14 protein-coding genes and 1 pseudogene are annotated in these 16,622 nt (G+C 72.2%); 8 read left to right on the top strand and 7 right to left on the bottom strand.

The features are described 5' to 3' along the window. Positions 1-110: 110 nt before the first annotated feature. Both IE172_RS35115 and trhA read right to left on the bottom strand, forming a co-directional pair. Positions 111-350: pseudogene (locus tag IE172_RS35115) on the bottom strand (acyl-CoA-like ligand-binding transcription factor); the annotation flags it as partial. A gap of 210 nt (positions 351-560) precedes the next feature. Continuing rightward, positions 561-1,265 (bottom strand): PAQR family membrane homeostasis protein TrhA, encoded by a 705-nt coding sequence (gene trhA / locus IE172_RS12805; protein ID WP_190097299.1) that lies wholly within the window; start codon positions 1,263-1,265, stop codon positions 561-563. A 327-nt stretch (positions 1,266-1,592) separates the two neighbouring features. Between trhA and IE172_RS12800 the strand changes: the two genes are divergently transcribed. Further along, positions 1,593-3,413, top strand: a complete 1,821-nt coding sequence (locus IE172_RS12800; RefSeq protein ID WP_190097298.1) for a phosphoenolpyruvate carboxykinase (GTP) — start codon at positions 1,593-1,595, stop codon at positions 3,411-3,413. Positions 3,414-3,788: 375 nt separating this feature from the next. Here the strand turns inward: IE172_RS12800 and IE172_RS12795 are convergent, their stop codons facing one another. Next, on the bottom strand, positions 3,789-4,520 hold the full coding sequence (locus tag IE172_RS12795; RefSeq protein ID WP_190097297.1) for a dienelactone hydrolase family protein: 732 nt from the start codon (positions 4,518-4,520) through the stop codon (positions 3,789-3,791). A 500-nt stretch (positions 4,521-5,020) separates the two neighbouring features. On the opposite strand from IE172_RS12795, the gene IE172_RS12790 reads away from it, so the two are divergent. After that, positions 5,021-5,758, top strand: coding sequence for an NUDIX hydrolase (locus tag IE172_RS12790; protein WP_190097296.1), 738 nt, complete (start codon positions 5,021-5,023; stop codon positions 5,756-5,758). 264 nt (positions 5,759-6,022) lie between these two features. Here the strand turns inward: IE172_RS12790 and IE172_RS12785 are convergent, their stop codons facing one another. Continuing rightward, a complete protein-coding gene (locus IE172_RS12785; RefSeq protein WP_190097295.1) occupies positions 6,023-6,445 on the bottom strand; it encodes an SCO4983 family protein in 423 nt (140 codons plus the stop codon). A 93-nt stretch (positions 6,446-6,538) separates the two neighbouring features. Beyond that, on the bottom strand, positions 6,539-7,750 hold the full coding sequence (locus tag IE172_RS12780) for a pyridoxal phosphate-dependent aminotransferase (protein WP_190097294.1): 1,212 nt from the start codon (positions 7,748-7,750) through the stop codon (positions 6,539-6,541). A gap of 313 nt (positions 7,751-8,063) precedes the next feature. On the opposite strand from IE172_RS12780, the gene IE172_RS12775 reads away from it, so the two are divergent. After that, complete coding sequence (locus tag IE172_RS12775) at positions 8,064-8,999, top strand: S1 family peptidase (RefSeq protein ID WP_190097293.1); 936 nt, start codon at positions 8,064-8,066, stop codon at positions 8,997-8,999. An 18-nt stretch (positions 9,000-9,017) separates the two neighbouring features. Here the strand turns inward: IE172_RS12775 and IE172_RS12770 are convergent, their stop codons facing one another. Then, complete coding sequence (locus IE172_RS12770; RefSeq protein WP_190097292.1) at positions 9,018-10,628, bottom strand: N-acyl-D-amino-acid deacylase family protein; 1,611 nt, start codon at positions 10,626-10,628, stop codon at positions 9,018-9,020. Positions 10,629-10,639: 11 nt separating this feature from the next. Beyond that, positions 10,640-11,905, bottom strand: coding sequence for an amino acid deaminase (locus IE172_RS12765; RefSeq protein ID WP_190097291.1), 1,266 nt, complete (start codon positions 11,903-11,905; stop codon positions 10,640-10,642). Positions 11,906-12,042: 137 nt separating this feature from the next. Between IE172_RS12765 and IE172_RS12760 the strand changes: the two genes are divergently transcribed. The 5 genes from IE172_RS12760 to IE172_RS12740 all read left to right on the top strand — a co-directional run bounded on the left by IE172_RS12760 (position 12,043) and on the right by IE172_RS12740 (position 16,616). Then, on the top strand, positions 12,043-13,125 hold the full coding sequence (locus IE172_RS12760; protein ID WP_268253470.1) for a sugar kinase: 1,083 nt from the start codon (positions 12,043-12,045) through the stop codon (positions 13,123-13,125). Then, on the top strand, positions 13,122-13,886 hold the full coding sequence (locus IE172_RS12755; protein ID WP_190097290.1) for an IclR family transcriptional regulator: 765 nt from the start codon (positions 13,122-13,124) through the stop codon (positions 13,884-13,886). The genes IE172_RS12760 and IE172_RS12755 overlap by 4 nt, the downstream gene beginning before the upstream one ends. Beyond that, the gene (locus IE172_RS12750) at positions 13,883-14,293 is read left to right on the top strand and encodes a RidA family protein (RefSeq protein WP_190097289.1); all 411 of its coding nucleotides are present in this window, start codon (positions 13,883-13,885) and stop codon (positions 14,291-14,293) included. Before IE172_RS12755 ends, IE172_RS12750 begins: the two co-directional genes overlap by 4 nt. A gap of 131 nt (positions 14,294-14,424) precedes the next feature. Further along, positions 14,425-15,912, top strand: coding sequence for a GntP family permease (locus IE172_RS12745; protein WP_190097288.1), 1,488 nt, complete (start codon positions 14,425-14,427; stop codon positions 15,910-15,912). 83 nt (positions 15,913-15,995) lie between these two features. Then, on the top strand, positions 15,996-16,616 hold the full coding sequence (locus IE172_RS12740; protein ID WP_190097287.1) for a hypothetical protein: 621 nt from the start codon (positions 15,996-15,998) through the stop codon (positions 16,614-16,616). Positions 16,617-16,622: the final 6 nt, after the last annotated feature.

Below are 16,622 nucleotides of genomic sequence, written 5' to 3'. Positions count from 1 at the left end.
ATGTCATGTCCGGGGTCCGCCGCCTCAGGATTACGCGGTGGGCAGGCCGTGCTCGAACACGTCGAGGGCGCGGTCGACGAGGTCGGCGAGGTCGTCGCCGCGGCCGTGGCCCAGTACCGCGAGGCCTCCAGCAGGCCGCCGGCCAGGGACATCGCGCAGACCCGCACCTCCAGCCCGTCCGGGTCGAGCCCGGTCCGTACGGCGACGGCCTCGGCGATCGGACGGCCGGTGGCCGAAAGGCTCTCCAGCATCCGGGAGCGCACCGCGGGCACCTCGGCCAGCAGGCGCGCCCGCAGCAGGGTCACCTCGGGCTGCTCGGCCAGCGCGAGACCGACGGCCCTGCGCAGCACGTACCGGAGCGAGGCCGGCCAGGGCTCGTCGGCGGGCCGGGCGGTGAGTTCCGCGCGCAGCAGCCGGTCGTACTCGTCCGTGAGGACGATGTCCTCCTTGCCATCGGCCTCGGTGGTGGTCCCTGTGCGACCGCCCCGGCCCGCGGCGGTGAAAAAGGGCCGCGGCGTCGATGCCGCGGCCCGTCGGGGTGCGGGTGGCCCCCGTGCGTGCTAGTACGCCACCAGGGAGATCCCCACGTAGTGGGCGATGAAGGCGGCCAGGGTGAACGAGTGGAACACCTCGTGGAAGCCGAACCAGCGAGGGGACGGGTTGGGCCGCTTCAGGCCGTAGATGATCCCGCCGACGCTGTAGAGCACGCCGCCCACGATCACCAGGACGAGCACGGCGACACCGCCGGCGCGCATGAAGTCCGGGAGGAAGAAGACGGCCGCCCAGCCCATCGCGATGTAGCAGGGCGTGTACAGCCAGCGGGGGGCGCCGACCCAGAAGACCCGGAAGAGTATCCCGGCGACGGCCGCCGCCCAGATCCCCCAGAGCAGCCACCGTCCCTTGGACTCGGGCAGCAGCAGGATGGTCAGCGGGGTGTAGGTGCCCGCGATGATCAGGAAGATGTTGGCGTGGTCCAGGCGGCGCAGCACGCCGTCCATGCGGGGGCTCCAGTTGCCCCGGTGGTACAGCGCGCTCACGCCGAACAGGAGGCAGGCCGTCAGCGCGTAGACACCGCAGGCGAGGCGGCCCCGGGGCGAGTCGGCGAAGGCGGTGAGCACCAGCCCGGCCACCAGGGCGGCGGGGAACATGCCCAGGTGAAGCCAGCCGCGCAGCTTGGGTTTGACGGGGTGGGGCAGAGAGGTCGCCACCGGGCCGTGGCCGTCGGCCGGCGGATCCGCGGGGGCGTCGGGGGCGAACGCAGTCATGTCACGCATCGTACCTACGGAACCGTAAGTTACGGATCGCGGTGGCGACATGACGGAGTGGAGTGGCCATCATCTCACCCCGACCGGGCGGCATGTCACGCAAAGAAATATTCAGGTCTGCCCAACGGGGAGGTAAAGCTCCGCGAAAGGCCGTGGTCAGCGTCACGTTGCTCACCTGTGCGGCCCTCTGGACAGATGGGCGCTCGCATCGGATGATCAAATGAGTGCGGTCGACACCGGATGAGCGCGCAGCGCACCACCGTGCAGCATCCGGGTCGCAGCCCCCACGGGGCCTCCAAACAAAAAACCCCTCATTTAGGAGCAAACGTGGCGCGCGACATCGCGGAACCCGGCGTCCCCACCACCCACCAGGGACTGATCTCCTGGGTCGACGAGATCGCAGAGCTCACCCAGCCGGACAACGTGGTCTGGTGCGACGGCTCGGAAGCCGAGTACGAGCGCCTGTGCGAGGAGCTCGTGGCCAAGGGCACCTTCAGGAAACTCGACCCGATCAAGCGCCCCAACTCCTACTACGCGGCCTCCGACCCCACCGACGTCGCCCGCGTCGAGGACCGGACGTTCATCTGCTCCGAGAAGGAGGAGGACGCCGGCCCGACCAACCACTGGAAGGCCCCCGCCGAGATGCGGGACGTCTTCCAGGGGGACGAGGGCGTCTTCCGCGGCTCCATGAAGGGCCGCACCATGTACGTCGTGCCCTTCTGCATGGGCCCCCTCGGCTCGCCGCTGTCCGCCATCGGCGTCGAGATCACCGACTCCGCGTACGTCGCCGTGTCCATGCGCACCATGACCCGCATGGGCCGCCCGGTCCTGGACGAGCTCGGCTCCGACGGCTTCTTCGTCAAGGCCGTGCACTCGGTCGGCGCCCCGCTGGAGCCCGGCCAGGAGGACGTCCCCTGGCCCTGCAACCGGACCAAGTACATCTCCCACTTCCCCGAGGACCGCGAGATCTGGTCCTACGGCTCCGGCTACGGCGGCAACGCCCTGCTCGGCAAGAAGTGCTACGCGCTGCGCATCGCCTCCGTCATGGCCCGCGACGAGGGCTGGCTGGCCGAGCACATGCTCATCCTGAAGCTCACCCCGCCGCACGGAGAGTCCAAGTACGTCGCCGCCGCCTTCCCCTCCGCCTGCGGCAAGACCAACCTCGCCATGCTGGAGCCCACGATCTCCGGCTGGACGGTCGAGACGATCGGCGACGACATCGCCTGGATGCGCTTCGGCGAGGACGGCCGCCTGTACGCCATCAACCCCGAGGCCGGCTTCTTCGGTGTCGCCCCCGGCACCGGCGAGCACACCAACGCCAACGCCATGAAGACGCTGTGGGGCAACTCGGTCTTCACCAACGTCGCCCTCACCGACGACAACGACGTGTGGTGGGAGGGCATGACGGAGGAGACCCCGGCCCACCTCACCGACTGGAAGGGCAACGACTGGACGCCCGGGTCCGGTACGCCCGCCGCCCACCCCAACGCCCGCTTCACCACCCCCGCCGCGCAGTGCCCGATCATCGCGCCGGAGTGGGAGGACCCCAAGGGCGTGCCGATCTCCGCGATCCTCTTCGGCGGGCGCCGCGCCAGCGCCGTACCGCTGGTCACGGAGTCCTTCGACTGGAACCACGGCGTCTTCCTCGGCGCCAACGTGGCCTCCGAGACGACCGCCGCCGCCGAGGGCAAGGTCGGCGAGCTGCGCCGCGACCCGTTCGCCATGCTGCCGTTCTGCGGCTACAACATGGGCGACTACATGGCGCACTGGATCGACGTGGCCAAGGACAAGGACCAGTCCAAGCTGCCGAAGATCTACTACGTCAACTGGTTCCGCAAGGACGACGAGGGCAGGTTCGTCTGGCCCGGCTTCGGTGAGAACTCCCGCGTCCTGAAGTGGATCGTGGAGCGCCTGGACGGCAAGGCGGAGGGCGTCGAGACCCCCATCGGGGTGCTCCCGGCCAAGGCCGCCCTGGACACCGACGGGCTGGACCTCTCCGACGCCGACCTGGACTTCCTGCTCACCGTCGACAAGGAGGTGTGGCGCGAGGAGGCCGCCCTGGTCCCCGAGCACCTCAACACCTTCGGTGACCACACGCCCAAGGAGCTGTGGGACCAGTACGACGCGCTGGTGCAGCGCCTGGGCTGACGCCCGCACAGACCCCGCGGCCGGTCGGTTCTCGGTTTGAGGATGCCCTGACCAGCGATCGTCACGCCACGACCGGCCGCGGAACACACCGGCGGGCCCCGTACAACGGCGTACGGGGTACCGGGCCGGCCGCCGCCCCCTCCGTCCGCCCCGACGGAACCCGGCGGCGGCCGACCCACCCCGCCCCTCCGGCACGGCCCACCCAGAGGGCTCACGAACGTGCCGGGGGACGACCGAGCGCTCCGGCCGACGCCCACCGTCGGCCGGAGCGCTCGGCCGTTGCCCTTCCGTCCCGTGGTGCGGGCGCCCCGACCGTCCCCGGCGTCGGCGGGGTGCGGGCCGCGCGGGCCGTGCCGGGGGCCTCGGCCGGTGGCGTCAGGCGAGGTGCCGGGCGAAGAACCGTACGCTGCTGTCCAGTTCGTGGGCCGGGATCTCGGCGTGTGCGCCGGGGTTGGCGTGCAGGGTCTTCTCGGCCGAGGAGAAGGCGTCGAACAGGGCCAGGCTCTGGGAGCGCGGCACCCGTTCGTCGTCCCACTGGACCAGGAACTCCACCGGCACGGTGATCCGCGCGGCGGCCTCGGCCGTGCCGAGCGCTCCGCCCAGGCCCAGCACCGCCGCCCGGACCCGCGGCTCGTCGGCGACGAAGGGGACACCGAGGCCGCAGCCCAGCGACACGCCCCAGTAGCCCACCGGGCCGGGGCCGACGTGGTCGAGCTCCTGGAGGGCGTCCAGGACCTTCCGCCACTCGGGGACGGTCCGGCGGGCGACGAGCGCCTGGAATCCGGCGATCAGCGGAGCGAGTTCCTCGCCGGCCGCCACGCGGGCCTGGTTCGCGGTGGCGATCCGGTCCAGCTCCTCGTCCTTGGGCCGGTCGCCGTGGGCCGGCACATCCACCGCCGCGACCGCGAAACCGCACGCGGACACGAAGCGACGGGCGCGGAACAGGACGCCGGGGGCCTTCTTGTGCCGGCCGCCGCCGTGCCCGATCAGGATCAGGGGGCGCGTGCCGGTGGCGCCTTCCGGCGTCCACAGCACGCCGGGGATCTCACCGAGGGTGAAGAGGTGCTCGGACACGCCGTCGGACGACGTGCGGGAGGTGAAGCGCATAGCTTTGAGGGCCTTTCGGGATGCCTCCGCGGGCGCTCCCTAGGCCATGCACGGGAGGGAGCCCCGACCTGTCACAGCGTTGATCGGACTCACCTCCTCGGTTCGCAGCACTGAGCACTGCACGACGGTCGCTGAATCTAGCAGGCGGAGCCGCCGGCGGGCCGGGAATTACCGTCACGGCCGACCGGCCGTCCGGGAAGCAGAATTCGGCGAGGCATACGATCGCCCGGGGCCGCCGCACTGCCTGGGGAGGCGCCCCCCCGATCGAGAAGGCGGAGGAGAATGACCGGGACGGCGAACAGCGGAATCGACCTGACCGCTCCCGTCAGGCGCCGGAGCACCTCCGGCGACGGGGGCGGAGGCGACTGCCCCAAGGGGTGCGAGGCGCACACCGGTCCCGCGCCCGTCCGCGACGTCCGGATCACCCACGGCCCGCTCCCCGATGGCGCGGCCCGGCCCCGGACCTCCTTCGTCACGCCCTTCGAGCCGGCCTCCGCAGCGTGACACGGCCACGGGGCGTCGACCTCTTCGACGTCGACCGCCTGCGCCTGGTCGAGGAGCCGCCGTTCCGGCTGTCGCCCGAGGACCGGCGGGCCATGGACGCCGCCTGGGCAGCGGCCGTCCACGCCAACCCGACGCTGTTCGACGGTCCGGTCGCCGGCTGCACCGCCGTGGAACGGGAGGAGCCGCGGGTCCTCGTGCTGAACTGGGTACGGGCCACGTACCGGTACTACGTCCTGCGCCGGGTGCCCGGAGCGGGGGTACGGCTGCCGTCCCTGTTCGTCGCCGTCGCCCAGCCGTCCACGGACGGACGGCTTCTGGTCGGACGGATGGCCCCCTGGACGACCTCACCGGGCCGCTGGCAGCTTCCCGGCGGCTCGGTCGAACCCCCACCGGAGGGTGAACTCCTCGACCCGGACGTCCTGCGCCGCCACGCGGCCCGGGAGCTGGCCGAGGAGACGGGCATCGACCTGCCGGACGACCGGCTGACGCTCTGGCAGGTGACCCGGGGCGAGAACGGCAGCGTGGGCGTGCTCTTCAGGGCCCCGCCCCGGCCGGCCCCGTGGCTGTACGAGCGCTTCGGGATCCTCACGTCGGCCGAGCGAGCCCTCGGACGGGAACCGGAGCTGGACCGCATCGTCCTGGCCGGCGCCGCCACGGACCTGACGGGCCGCCAGGTGCCCTATCTGGCGCCGGTCCTCGACCGTCACGGGCGGTCCGGGCTCCCGGCCCCATGACCGTGGCGCGCCGGCTGGGCGAATCCGCCCCGGGCGCCACCCGTCACCGGCCGGAACCAGCCAGTCTCACGAGGGGGTCCGCGTCACCTCCGGGCCATGGGGACCGGCCCGCGGGCCTTCGACGAGGTCCGACGGGAGGTTCCGGCGTGCCCGGACGGCACCGCTGCCGGGGCGACGGCGCGCGCCGGTGGACGTGCGGGGCGCCCGGTCCGCGCGTCGCTGCGGTTGCGCGCGGACCGGGGCCGTAGGGGGAGCCCGGAGGGCTCAGCGGGACGCGAGGGCGCGCGGCTGGAGGGCCGCGGCGTGGACGTCCATCTGTTCGGCGGCGAGGATCGCGACCGCGGTGTCGGCGCGGGACGCGGCGACGACCAGGGCGCGGCCCGCGAGGGCGTGGGCGCGCCGGTGCAGCGCCGCCGCGTTCGGCTCGCGGCCCGTGGTCCTCGCGGGCACGCGGGCCGGCGTACGTCCTCCCCGCAGGCGGGATACCTGCTCGGTGAGCCGCTCGGCGGCGGTGTCCAGACCGGCCGAGGGCGCCGCCGTGCGGAGCTCGTCGGTGACGGCGAGCAGCGCGGCGAGATGACCCGCGAGCTGGATGTCCAGCTCTTCCTCGCGGGAACGGTGGGGGAAGTCGTGGGGGGTGCCGGCCATCGTGCTGTGGACCGACTTGTCACGTATCGGCTCGTACATGGATGGCCTCCTGGGTGCTGACAGGAAGCCATCCTAGCTTGGATTCGGTCTAAAGTTGAGTCGTCCACAAGATCAGACAGGTGTCACCGGTTGTCAGGGCTGGCCGTACCCGTCCAGGAAGCGGCCGATACGGCCCATCGCGTCCCGCAGATCGGTGACCGACGGCAGGGTGACGATCCGGAAGTGGTCCGGTTCCGGCCAGTTGAAGCCGGTGCCCTGGACGACCATGATCTTCTCGCGGCGCAGCAGGTCCAGGACCATGCGGCGGTCGTCCTTGATCTTGAAGACGTCGGGGTCGAGGCGGGGGAAGAGGTACAGCGCCCCCTTCGGCTTGACGCAGCTCACCCCCGGAATCTGGGTCAGCAGCTCGTACGCCGTGTCCCGCTGCTCGCGCAGCCGCCCGCCGGGCAGGACCAGCTCGTTGATCGTCTGGCGTCCGCTGAGCGCCGCGACCACGCCGTGCTGGCCCGGCATGTTCGCGCACAGACGCATGTTCGCCAGGACCGTCAGTCCCTCGATGTAGGAGTCGGCGTGGGCGCGCGGACCGGAGATCGACATCCAGCCCACCCGGTAGCCGGCCACCCGGTACGCCTTCGACATGCCGTTGAAGGTGAGGGTGAGCAGGTCGGGGGCGACGGAGGCGGTGGGGATGTGCTCGGCGTCGTCGTAGAGGATCTTGTCGTAGATCTCGTCGGAGCAGACCAGCAGGTTGTGGCGGCGGGCGATGTCGGTCAGGCCCTTGAGGACCGCCTCGTCGTAGACGGCGCCGGTCGGGTTGTTCGGGTTGATGATGACGATCGCCTTGGTGCGGTCGGTGACCTTGCGCTCCACGTCGGCGAGGTCCGGCATCCAGTCGGACTGCTCGTCGCAGCGGTAGTGCACCGCGGTGCCGCCGGAGAGTGAGACGGCCGCCGTCCACAGCGGGTAGTCGGGCGCGGGGACGAGCACCTCGTCGCCGTCGTCGAGCAGGCCCTGCATCGCCATCACGATCAGCTCGGACACGCCGTTGCCGATGAAGACGTGCTCGACGTCGGTCTCGATGCCGAGGGTCTGGTTGTGCATGACGACCGCCCGGCGTGCCGCCAGCAGCCCCTTCGCGTCGCCGTAGCCGTGGGCCGTCGACACGTTGCGGAGGATGTCCTCCAGGATCTCGGGCGGACACTCGAAGCCGAACGCCGCCGGATTGCCGGTGTTCAGCTTGAGGATGCGGTGACCGGCCGCTTCGAGCCGCATCGCCTCCTCGAGCACCGGACCCCGGATCTCGTAACAGACATTGGCGAGCTTGGTCGACTGGATCACCTGCATGGTGGGAGCTTACGGCCCGGTATGGCCCTTCGGGCCGTGTTTTCCGCCACGCGAGACGCGTCGATTCGGGTGGTTATGTCTCCGGGGGTCCCGCGCGGGGGCGCGGGCCTCCACCACTTCCACACCGGGCCTCCCCGCGCCGGGCGCCCCTTTCCCCGCGGAACCGGGCGACCCTGGGGGCGCCCCGGCGGGCGCTGCCGCCGGTCGTGAAACGCGTCCTTGCCCGCTCGTCCCCGACGTGCTGAGAATGCGCATGACAACTTCGTGGGTGGCCGGAGGTCCGGCCGCCCGATGCCGCATTGAGGGGACCCCCATGAGAAAACCTCTCGTCGTCGCGCTCTGTGCCCTGGCCCTCGCCGGGGCGGGCGCGGCCCCCGCGGTCGCCTCCGCGCCTTCCCCCACGGGCGCGGATACGGCCACGGACGCGGTCCCGGCCGTGTCGCTGACGGATGTCGTCGACGACACGGCCGGGGCCGCGGCGGACGCCCTGTCCGCACTCGTCGCGCCGAAGGCCGCCGCGGTGAACTTCGCCGGCACCGTCTCGCTCAGCAACTGCTCCGGCTCCCTCGTCCGGATGCCCGGCTCACAGGCCGACGACCCCGCGCTCGTGCTGACCAACGGCCACTGCCTGGAGAGCGGCTTCCCCGCGCCCGGCCAGGTCCTCGTCGACCGCGCCTCCAGCCGCAGCTTCGGCCTGCTGAACTCCTCCGGCACCAAGGTCGCCACCCTGCGCGCCAACCGGCTCGTCTACGCGACCATGACGGACACGGACGCCGCGATCTACCGGCTCGGCACGACGTACGCGCAGATCAAGAGCGCCTACGGCATCGACGCGCTGACGCTGAGCGGCACCCGCCCGGCGGCCGGCACGGCCATCAGCGTGGTCTCCGGCTACTGGAAGCGGATCTACACCTGCTCCGTCGACGGGTTCGCCCACCGCTTGAAGGAGGGCGACTGGACCTGGAAGGACTCGGTCCGTTACACCTCCGCCTGCGACACCATCGGCGGCACCTCCGGCTCACCGGTCGTCGACCACGCCACCGGCCGGGTGGTCGCGGTCAACAACACCGGCAACGAGGACGGTGAGCGCTGCACGGTCAACAACCCGTGCGAGGTCGACGAGAAGGGCACCGTCACGGTCCGCCGGGGCATCAACTACGCCCAGCAGACCCACCTGTTCCCCGCCTGCTTCGGCGCGGACAACCGGCTCACCCTGAGCGCGAGCGGCTGCGCGGTCCCCAAGCCGTAGACGGGGAGGGGCGGGCGGTCAGCGGGGAGTCCCGCGGACCGCCCGGCCCGCCAGCGCGTCGGTGCGCCGCCCGTCCTCGATCACGAACCGCCCGTCGACCAGCACGTACGGGATGCCCGTCGGCAGCGTCCGCGGCTCGGCGAAGGTCGACCCCGCGGCCACCGTCGCCGGGTCGAACAGCACCAGGTCCGCCTTGTACCCCTCCCGGACCAGCCCCCGGTCCGGCAGCCGCAGCCGCGCCGCCGGGCGCGCGGTCAGGTGCGCGACGCACTCCTCCAGCGACAGCACCCCCAGCTCGCGCACGTAGTGACCGAGGTAGTGCGGGAACGTGCCGTACGCGCGCGGGTGCGGCTTGGCGCCCTGGAGGATGCCGTCCGAGCCGCCGGTGTGCACCCGGTGCCGCATGATCGCCCGGACGTTCTCCTCGTGGCCGACGTGCTGGAGGATCGTCGGGGCGAGCCTGTCCTTCAGCAGCAGTTCCCGTGCGACCGCCCACGGCGACTCGCCGCGCTCCCGCGCCGACTCCAGGACCGTACGGCCCACGTACCCGCCGAGCGCCGGGTCGCCGACGCCCGAGATCTCGATGGTCTCCCACTCCACGGGCACGCCGTGGCAGCCGTCCGAGCCGGTGACCTCCAGATGGTGCCGGACGCGTTCGGCGGTCTCCTCGTCCGCGAGGCGCCGCAGGGTCTCCTCCGGGCCGCCCTCGCTCGCCCAGCTCGGCAGCAGCGCCACCAGGGTGGTGCAGCCGGGGGTGTAGGGGTAGGTGTCGAGGCTGATGTCCGCGCCCGCGTCCAGGGCGTCGTCCAGGAGGGACAGCAGCTCGGGCGCTCGGCCCCTGTTCACGCCGAAGTTCATCGTCGCGTGCGCGAGGTGCAGCGGACAGCCCGCCTCCCGCGTCAGCGCCACCATCTCCTCGTACGCCTCCAGCGCGCCCGCCCCGTAGGAGCGGTGGTGCGGGCAGTAGTAGCCGCCGTAGGACGCCACCACCCGGCACAGCTCGGTCAGTTCGGCCCCCTGGGCGTACATGCCGGGCGTGTACGTCAGCCCCGACGACATGCCGACCGCGCCCTGCTCCATGCCCTCGGCGACCAACCGCCGCATCCGGTCCAGCTCTTCGGGCGTGGCCGCACGGTCCTCCCAGCCGACGACGAGCGCCCGGACCGTGCCCTGCGGGATCAGGTAGGCGGCGTTGACCGCGATGCCCCGGTCGAGCCGGTCCAGGTACTCGCCGACCGACCGCCAGTCGAAGTCGATGTCGTCGCCCGGGCCGTTCCAGCCGGCGATCGCCCGCCGCACCTCGCCGAGCGTGCGGTCGTCGACCGGGGCGTACGACAGCCCGTCCTGGCCGAGCACTTCGAGGGTGACGCCCTGCGCGGCCTTGGCGCTGTGGTCGGGGTCGCGCAGCAGCGCCAGATCGCTGTGGGCGTGCATGTCGATGAAGCCGGGGGCCAGCACCAGCCCCTCGGCGTCCAGTTCACGGCGGGCCTTCGGGCGCTGACAGCCCGCGGCCGCCGCCTCCTTCACGATGGAGACGACGCGGCCGCCGTCGACGACCACGTCCGCGCGGTACGACGGGTCGCCGGAGCCGTCCACGACGTCCGCGTCCCGGATGACGAGCTCTTCCATGCGCCGGCCTCCTAGAAGAACGTGCGGATGTAGTCGACCACCGTGCCGTCGGCCTCGGCCACGGGGATGAGCACCCACTTGTCGAACGACGTGCAGGGGTGCGACAGACCGAGTCCCACCCAGTCTCCCACCTCCAGACCGGCCTCCCCGGTGGTCCGCAGCCACGCGTGCTGGTCGGACAGACCGGTCACCGAGATCCCGTCCGCCGGGCGCTCGGCACCGTCCCGGCGGACCACCTGGGCGAACGGCAGGTCGAGGTCGTAGGCCGCGTCCCGCTTGCCGGCGTTGGTGAACGCCTGCTCGGGGGAGGGGCGGGACACCACCTGGGTCCACAGCCGGAACGCCGGCTCCAGCGCCCCCTCCTCCGGCACCCGGTTGAAGGGCGTCAGCTCCCGGTAGTGGCCGTCGTCGTGCGACACGTACGCCCCCGAGCGCAGCAACTTCAGGACGGGCGCCGAGAGGTCCGGGATGCCGGCGAAGACGTCCGCGACGGCGTCGAACCAGGCGCTGCCGCCGGCGCTCACCACGATCTCGTCGAGTCCGGTGAACCGCCCCGCCTCGTCGAAGTCGACGGCGAGCGACACCAGCCGCCGCAGCCAGGCGCGCACCCGCTCCGGGTCCGCCCGCGGCACCTCGCCCTCGTACCCGGCGACCCCGGCCAGCCGCAGCGACCGGGCGCCTGCCACGGCGTCGGCGACGGCGGCGCACTCGGCCTCGGTCCGCGCACCGGTGCGGGCGCCCTCGCCCGCGGCCAGCTCGACGACGACGTCCACGGGACGGGACACGCCGGCGAGGGCCGAGTCCATCAGCTCCACCCCGCGCACGGAGTCGACGTAGCAGAGGAACCGGAATGCGGGGTCGGCGTCCAGCTCGGCGGCGATCCAGCGCAGGGCCGCCGCGTCCACCAGCTCGTTGGCGAGGAAGACCCGCTGGATCCCGTACGCCCGGGCCACCCGCACCTGGTGCGGCACCGCGAGGGTGATGCCCCAGGCCCCGTGCGCGATCTGGCGGTGGAAGAGCTGGGGGGCCATGGACGTCTTGCCGTGCGGGGCGAAGGCGAGACCGTGCCGGGCGGCGTACGTCTCCATCAGCCTCAGGTTGTGCTCCAGGCGCTCCGCGGAGAGCGCGAGCACGGGGGTGGTGAAGCCGTCGGTGAAGAGGTTGCGGCGCTGGGCGGCCAGCTCGCCGACGGTCAGGCCCTCGGCGTCCGGCGGGAGGCCCTTGAAGCGGTGGTCCACCCGTTCCCCGGCGAGGTGGTTGAGAGCGTCGAGGACCATCGGAGCCTCCCTGATCAGCGGTGTTGCACTGTTTGCAACACTCGTTGCGTATATCGCTTACCGCTGTCTAACATCTCGGCCAACGCGGGGTCAACGGACACCGCCCCGCCCCGCAGCAGACGAGGAGCCCCGCCATCGTGACCGCCACCGCAGCCGGCAACGCCCCCGACGTCGTGGACGTCGTCGCGCTCGGCGAGTCCATGGTGACGTTCCGGCCCTCCCGGCCGGGCCGCCTCGCCGACGTCCCCTCCTTCGACCGGGGCATCGGCGGCGCGGAGTCCAACGTGGCGTGCGTCCTCGCGGCGGCCGGACACACCACCCGGTGGATCAGCAGCGTCGGCGCCGACGGCTTCGGGGACCACCTCGTCGAGACGATCGGCGGATACGGGGTGGACGTGTCGCACGTCCGCCGCGACCCCGCCCGCCCGACCGGCATCTACTTCCGCACGGCGGGCGACCGCTCGACGGACGCCCACGAGGTCGCCTACTACCGGGCGGGCTCGGCGGCCTCCGCCATGTCACCGTCCGGCGTGGACCCGGCCGCCGTGCGCGCCGGACGCGTCCTGCACCTGTCCGGCATCACGGCGGCGCTCTCCCCCGGCTGCCTGGCCCTCATGCGGGAACTGACCGCCCCCCGCCCCGGCCGCCCCCTGATCTCCTTCGACGTCAACCACCGCCCGGGCCTGTGGAACGACGGCCACGGCCCGGAGGTCCTGCTGGAACTGGCGCGCGGGGCGGACATCGTCTTCGTCGGCGACGACGAGGCGCGCGAGGCATGGGGGCTGCACGGCGCCCGCGCGGTCCGTCAGGCCCTGCCCGAACCCGGGATCGTGGTCGTCAAGCAGGGCAAGGGCGGAGCGGTCGCCTTCGCCAAGGACACCGACGGCCTCCCGGGCGAGGACGCGGACGGCACCGCGACCTTCGTGCCCGCCCTGCACGTCGACGTCGTCGCCGCCGTCGGGGCCGGCGACGCCTTCGCCGCCGGCTTCCTCTCGGCGACCCTGAGGGGCCTGCCCGTACGCGACCGCCTCCGCCACGGCCACCTCACCGCGGCAGCCGTCCTCACCGCCCCCGGCGACCTCGCCGCACCCCCCGCCCGCGACCGCGCCGACCGCCTCGCCGCTCTCGACGACACCGCGTGGGGGAGACTGCGACTCGGCCCCGGCTGGACACGAGCCGAAGAACACCCGGGGACCGAGAAGGAGGCACGCACCCCATGAGCCAGACCGTAGACCGCGCCCTGAGCATCCTCCCGCTGCTCGCGGAGGGCCCCGCCGACCTCGGCCAGGTCGCCGACCGCCTGGGCGTGCACAAGTCCACCGCCCTGCGCCTGCTGCGCACCCTGCACGAGCACGGCATGGTCTACCGCCAGTCCGACCAGCGCTACCGCCTGGGCGCGCGCCTCTTCGCCCTCGCCCAGGAGGCGATGGAGAACCTCGACGTGCGGGAGATCGCCCACGCCCACCTCGTACGCCTCAACGAGAGCTGCGGACACACCGTCCACCTCGCCGTGTACGAGGAGAACGAGGTCCTCTACATCGACAAGGTGGAGAGCCGCTACCCGGTCCGCATGTACTCCCGGATCGGCAAGCCGGTGGCGATCACCGTCGCGGCCGTCGCCAAGCTCCTCCTCGCCGACCTGCCCGAGCACGAACGCCGCGCCCTCGCGGAGAAGCTCGACTACCCCATGTACACGTCCCGTTCGACGCCCCACGCCGGCGCGTTCCTCCAGGAACTGGCCAAGGTGCGCGAACAGGGCTGGGCCACCGACCTCGGTGGCCACGAGGAGTCCATCAACTGCGTCGCCGCGCCGATCCGCGGCGCCGACGGCCGGGTGGTCGCCGCGATGTCGGTGTCCGCGCCGAACGTCGTCGTCTCCGCCGACGAACTCCTCACCCTGCTCCCGCTGGTGCGCCGTACGGCGGACGCGATCAGCGGCGAGTACTCCGGCAGAACCCCAGTGAAGGACACCCCCGCATGACCGAGAAGACCGCGCTCACCCCCGGCACCCACACCACCCCGCCCGCGAAGTTCTCCCACGGCGTCCGCAAGGGCAACATCCTCCAGGTCGCCGGCCAGGTGGGCTTCCTCCCCCACGAGGAGGGCAAGGCCCCCACCCCCGCCGGCCCGACCCTGCGCGAGCAGACGCTCCAGACCTTCGCCAACGTCAAGGCGATCCTCGAAGAGGGCGGCGCGAGCTGGGACGACGTGATGATGATCCGCGTCTACCTCACCGACGTGGACCACTTCGCGGAGATGAACGAGATCTACAACGCCTACTTCGAGGAGCAGGGCCTCACCCAGCCGCCCGCCGCCCGCACGACCGTGTACGTCGGTCTGCCCGCCGGCCTCCTCATCGAGATCGACGCGCTCGCCGTCCTCGGCTGACGCGCGCCCCTTACCCCACCTCCCCCCACCGCCGTACGTCGTCACGGCACGGTCTCCCGCACCCCGCCGGGACGCCGTGCCGCGATCCCCCCTGCCCGAAAGCCCCATGCCGTTACCCAGAGGACCCCCGAATGTCCCATCCGTTCCTCCCGCTCGCCGCCTCCGCCCCGGCCGAGGCACCACCGCACACCGGAGGACTCCTCCTCTTCCTCGAGGGCACCGCGGGTCTGCTGACCGTCGCCGCCATCGGGATCGCCCTGCTGCTGTTCCTGATCATCAAGGTCCGGCTGCAGCCCTTCGTGGCGCTGCTCGCCGTCTCCATAGCCGTCGGCCTGATGGCGGGTCTGTCGGTCACCGAACTCTTCGGCACGGTCCAGCGTTCGGACGCGGTGTCCACCATCGAGTCCGGCATGGGCGGCATCCTCGGCCATGTCGCGATCATCATCGGCCTGGGCACCATGCTCGGCGCGATCCTCGAAGTCAGCGGCGGCGCCGAGGTGCTGGCCGGCCGGCTGCTCGGCCTGTTCGGCGAGAAGCGCGCCCCGCTCGCCATGGGCCTGACCGGTCTCATCTTCGGCATCCCGGTCTTCTTCGACGTCGGCATCTTCGTCCTCGCGCCGATCGTGTACGCGGCCGCCAAGCGCTCCGGCAAGTCGATCCTGCTCTACTGCCTCCCCCTGCTCGCCGGCCTGTCCGTCACCCACGCGTTCCTGCCCCCGCACCCGGGCCCGGTGGCCGCCGCCGGTCTGCTCGACGTCGACCTGGGCTGGGTCATCCTGATGGGCGTCGTCTGCGGTCTGCCGGCCGTCGTCGCCGCCTGGGTCTACTCCGCCTGGATCGGCAAGCGCATCTTCGTCGCCGTGCCGCAGGACATGGTCGAGGCCGCGCAGGAGGCCAAGGACGCCGTCGTCGCCGAGCAGCGCGCCTCGGGCGTGGAGCCGCGGGAGACACCCGTTCCGCTCGGCACCGTCCTCGGCATCATCGGCACGCCGCTCCTGCTCATCCTCGCGTCGACGTTCTCCTCCATCGCCCTGGACCCCTCGACCCTCCGCTCGGTCATCGAGTTCTTCGGCCACCCGTTCGTGGCGCTCACCCTCGCCCTGTTCCTCGCCTACTACCTGCTGGGCATCCGGCGCGGCTGGTCCCGCAAGTCCCTGGAGACCGTCTCCACGTCCTCGCTGAAGCCGGTCGGCAACATCCTGCTGGTGGTCGGCGCGGGCGGGGTCTTCGGCGCCGTCCTCAAGGCCAGCGGTGTCGCCCAGGCGCTGTCCGACACCTTCAACGGCGTCGGACTCCCGGTGATCGTCCTGTCCTACCTGATCTCCGTGGTGCTGCGGGTCGCGCAGGGCTCGGCGACGGTGGCGATCGTGACGACGGCCGGCATCGTGGCCCCGCTGCTGGCCGAGGGCGACCACTCGCAGGCGTTCGTGGCGCTCGTCATCATGGCCATCTCGGCGGGCTCGATCTTCGCCTCGCACGTCAACGACGGCGGCTTCTGGATGGTCGCCAAGTACTTCGGCATCAGCGAACGGGACACGCTCAAGACGTGGACGGTGCTGGAGAGCGTGCTGTCCGTGGCCGGCTTCGCGGTCGCCGCGGCGCTCAGTCTCGTCGTGTGAGCCGTGATGCCCGTGTAGGCGTCCGATAACGAAGTCGGGGTCGCCTGTGCCCGGCACAGGTTTGTCGACCATACTCCTGCGGTGTGGAGCAGCGTATAGGTTCGAGCAGCCAGCCCCTGGAAGGCGCCGGGTTCGACCCGGCATTCATCCCCGGGCTCACCTCGCCCCCGTCCGCCCGGGAGGCGGACGGGAAGGCGGCGCCGGAGGAGCCGGAGGACGGGACGGCGTCCGGGGCGGAGACCGAGGAGCCGGCCGGGTCCTCGGCCGCGGACGCCGCGGAGGACCCGGAACCCGCCCCCGACGGGCCCGTGTTCGAGGCGTCCGACCGCCGCGCCAGGATCGTCGCCGACCACAGCGGTGTCCGGCTGCGGCTGGACGACCAGGAGTGCGAGTTCCGCTGGGACGAGATCGGCGCGGTGGAGACGGAGACCGGACGCTTCGGCAAGCGGTACACGGTCACCGTCCACACCCCCGACCGCCGGTGGTACCCCCTCGAGATCGAGGCCGACTCCCGGAGCCGCTTCGCCGAGTGGGACACCGCGCTGGACGCCGTCCTGGACGCCTACTTCGACGAGGACGCGGAGAAGTCCCCGGAACCCGGGGAGAGTTCCGAGGACTCCGAGGACTCCGAGAACTCTGCGGGCTCCGAGGACTCCGAGGACCCCGGGACCTCCCGGGACGGCGACGCCGGGCGGGAGCGGTGACCGGAC

This window comes from Streptomyces griseoflavus, assembly GCF_014649995.1.
GTDB classification, from domain to species: Bacteria; Actinomycetota; Actinomycetes; order Streptomycetales; family Streptomycetaceae; genus Streptomyces; species Streptomyces griseoflavus.
This window is presented reverse-complemented; position numbering and strand designations above follow the sequence as displayed.

What these genes read in the sequence shown, in the direction of transcription:
- IE172_RS12775 (WP_190097293.1), top strand. Translation starts at nt 8,064, where the DNA reads ATGAGAAAACCTCTCGTCGTCGCGCTCTGTGCCCTGGCCCTCGCCGGG.
- IE172_RS12750 (WP_190097289.1), top strand. Translation starts at nt 13,883, where the DNA reads ATGACCGAGAAGACCGCGCTCACCCCCGGCACCCACACCACCCCGCCC.
- IE172_RS12745 (WP_190097288.1), top strand. Translation starts at nt 14,425, where the DNA reads ATGTCCCATCCGTTCCTCCCGCTCGCCGCCTCCGCCCCGGCCGAGGCA.
- trhA (WP_190097299.1), bottom strand. Translation starts at nt 1,265, where the DNA reads ATGACTGCGTTCGCCCCCGACGCCCCCGCGGATCCGCCGGCCGACGGC.
- IE172_RS12795 (WP_190097297.1), bottom strand. Translation starts at nt 4,520, where the DNA reads ATGCGCTTCACCTCCCGCACGTCGTCCGACGGCGTGTCCGAGCACCTC.
- IE172_RS12785 (WP_190097295.1), bottom strand. Translation starts at nt 6,445, where the DNA reads ATGTACGAGCCGATACGTGACAAGTCGGTCCACAGCACGATGGCCGGC.
- IE172_RS12780 (WP_190097294.1), bottom strand. Translation starts at nt 7,750, where the DNA reads ATGCAGGTGATCCAGTCGACCAAGCTCGCCAATGTCTGTTACGAGATC.
- IE172_RS12770 (WP_190097292.1), bottom strand. Translation starts at nt 10,628, where the DNA reads ATGGAAGAGCTCGTCATCCGGGACGCGGACGTCGTGGACGGCTCCGGC.
- IE172_RS12755 (WP_190097290.1), top strand. Translation starts at nt 13,122, where the DNA reads ATGAGCCAGACCGTAGACCGCGCCCTGAGCATCCTCCCGCTGCTCGCG.
- IE172_RS12765 (WP_190097291.1), bottom strand. Translation starts at nt 11,905, where the DNA reads ATGGTCCTCGACGCTCTCAACCACCTCGCCGGGGAACGGGTGGACCAC.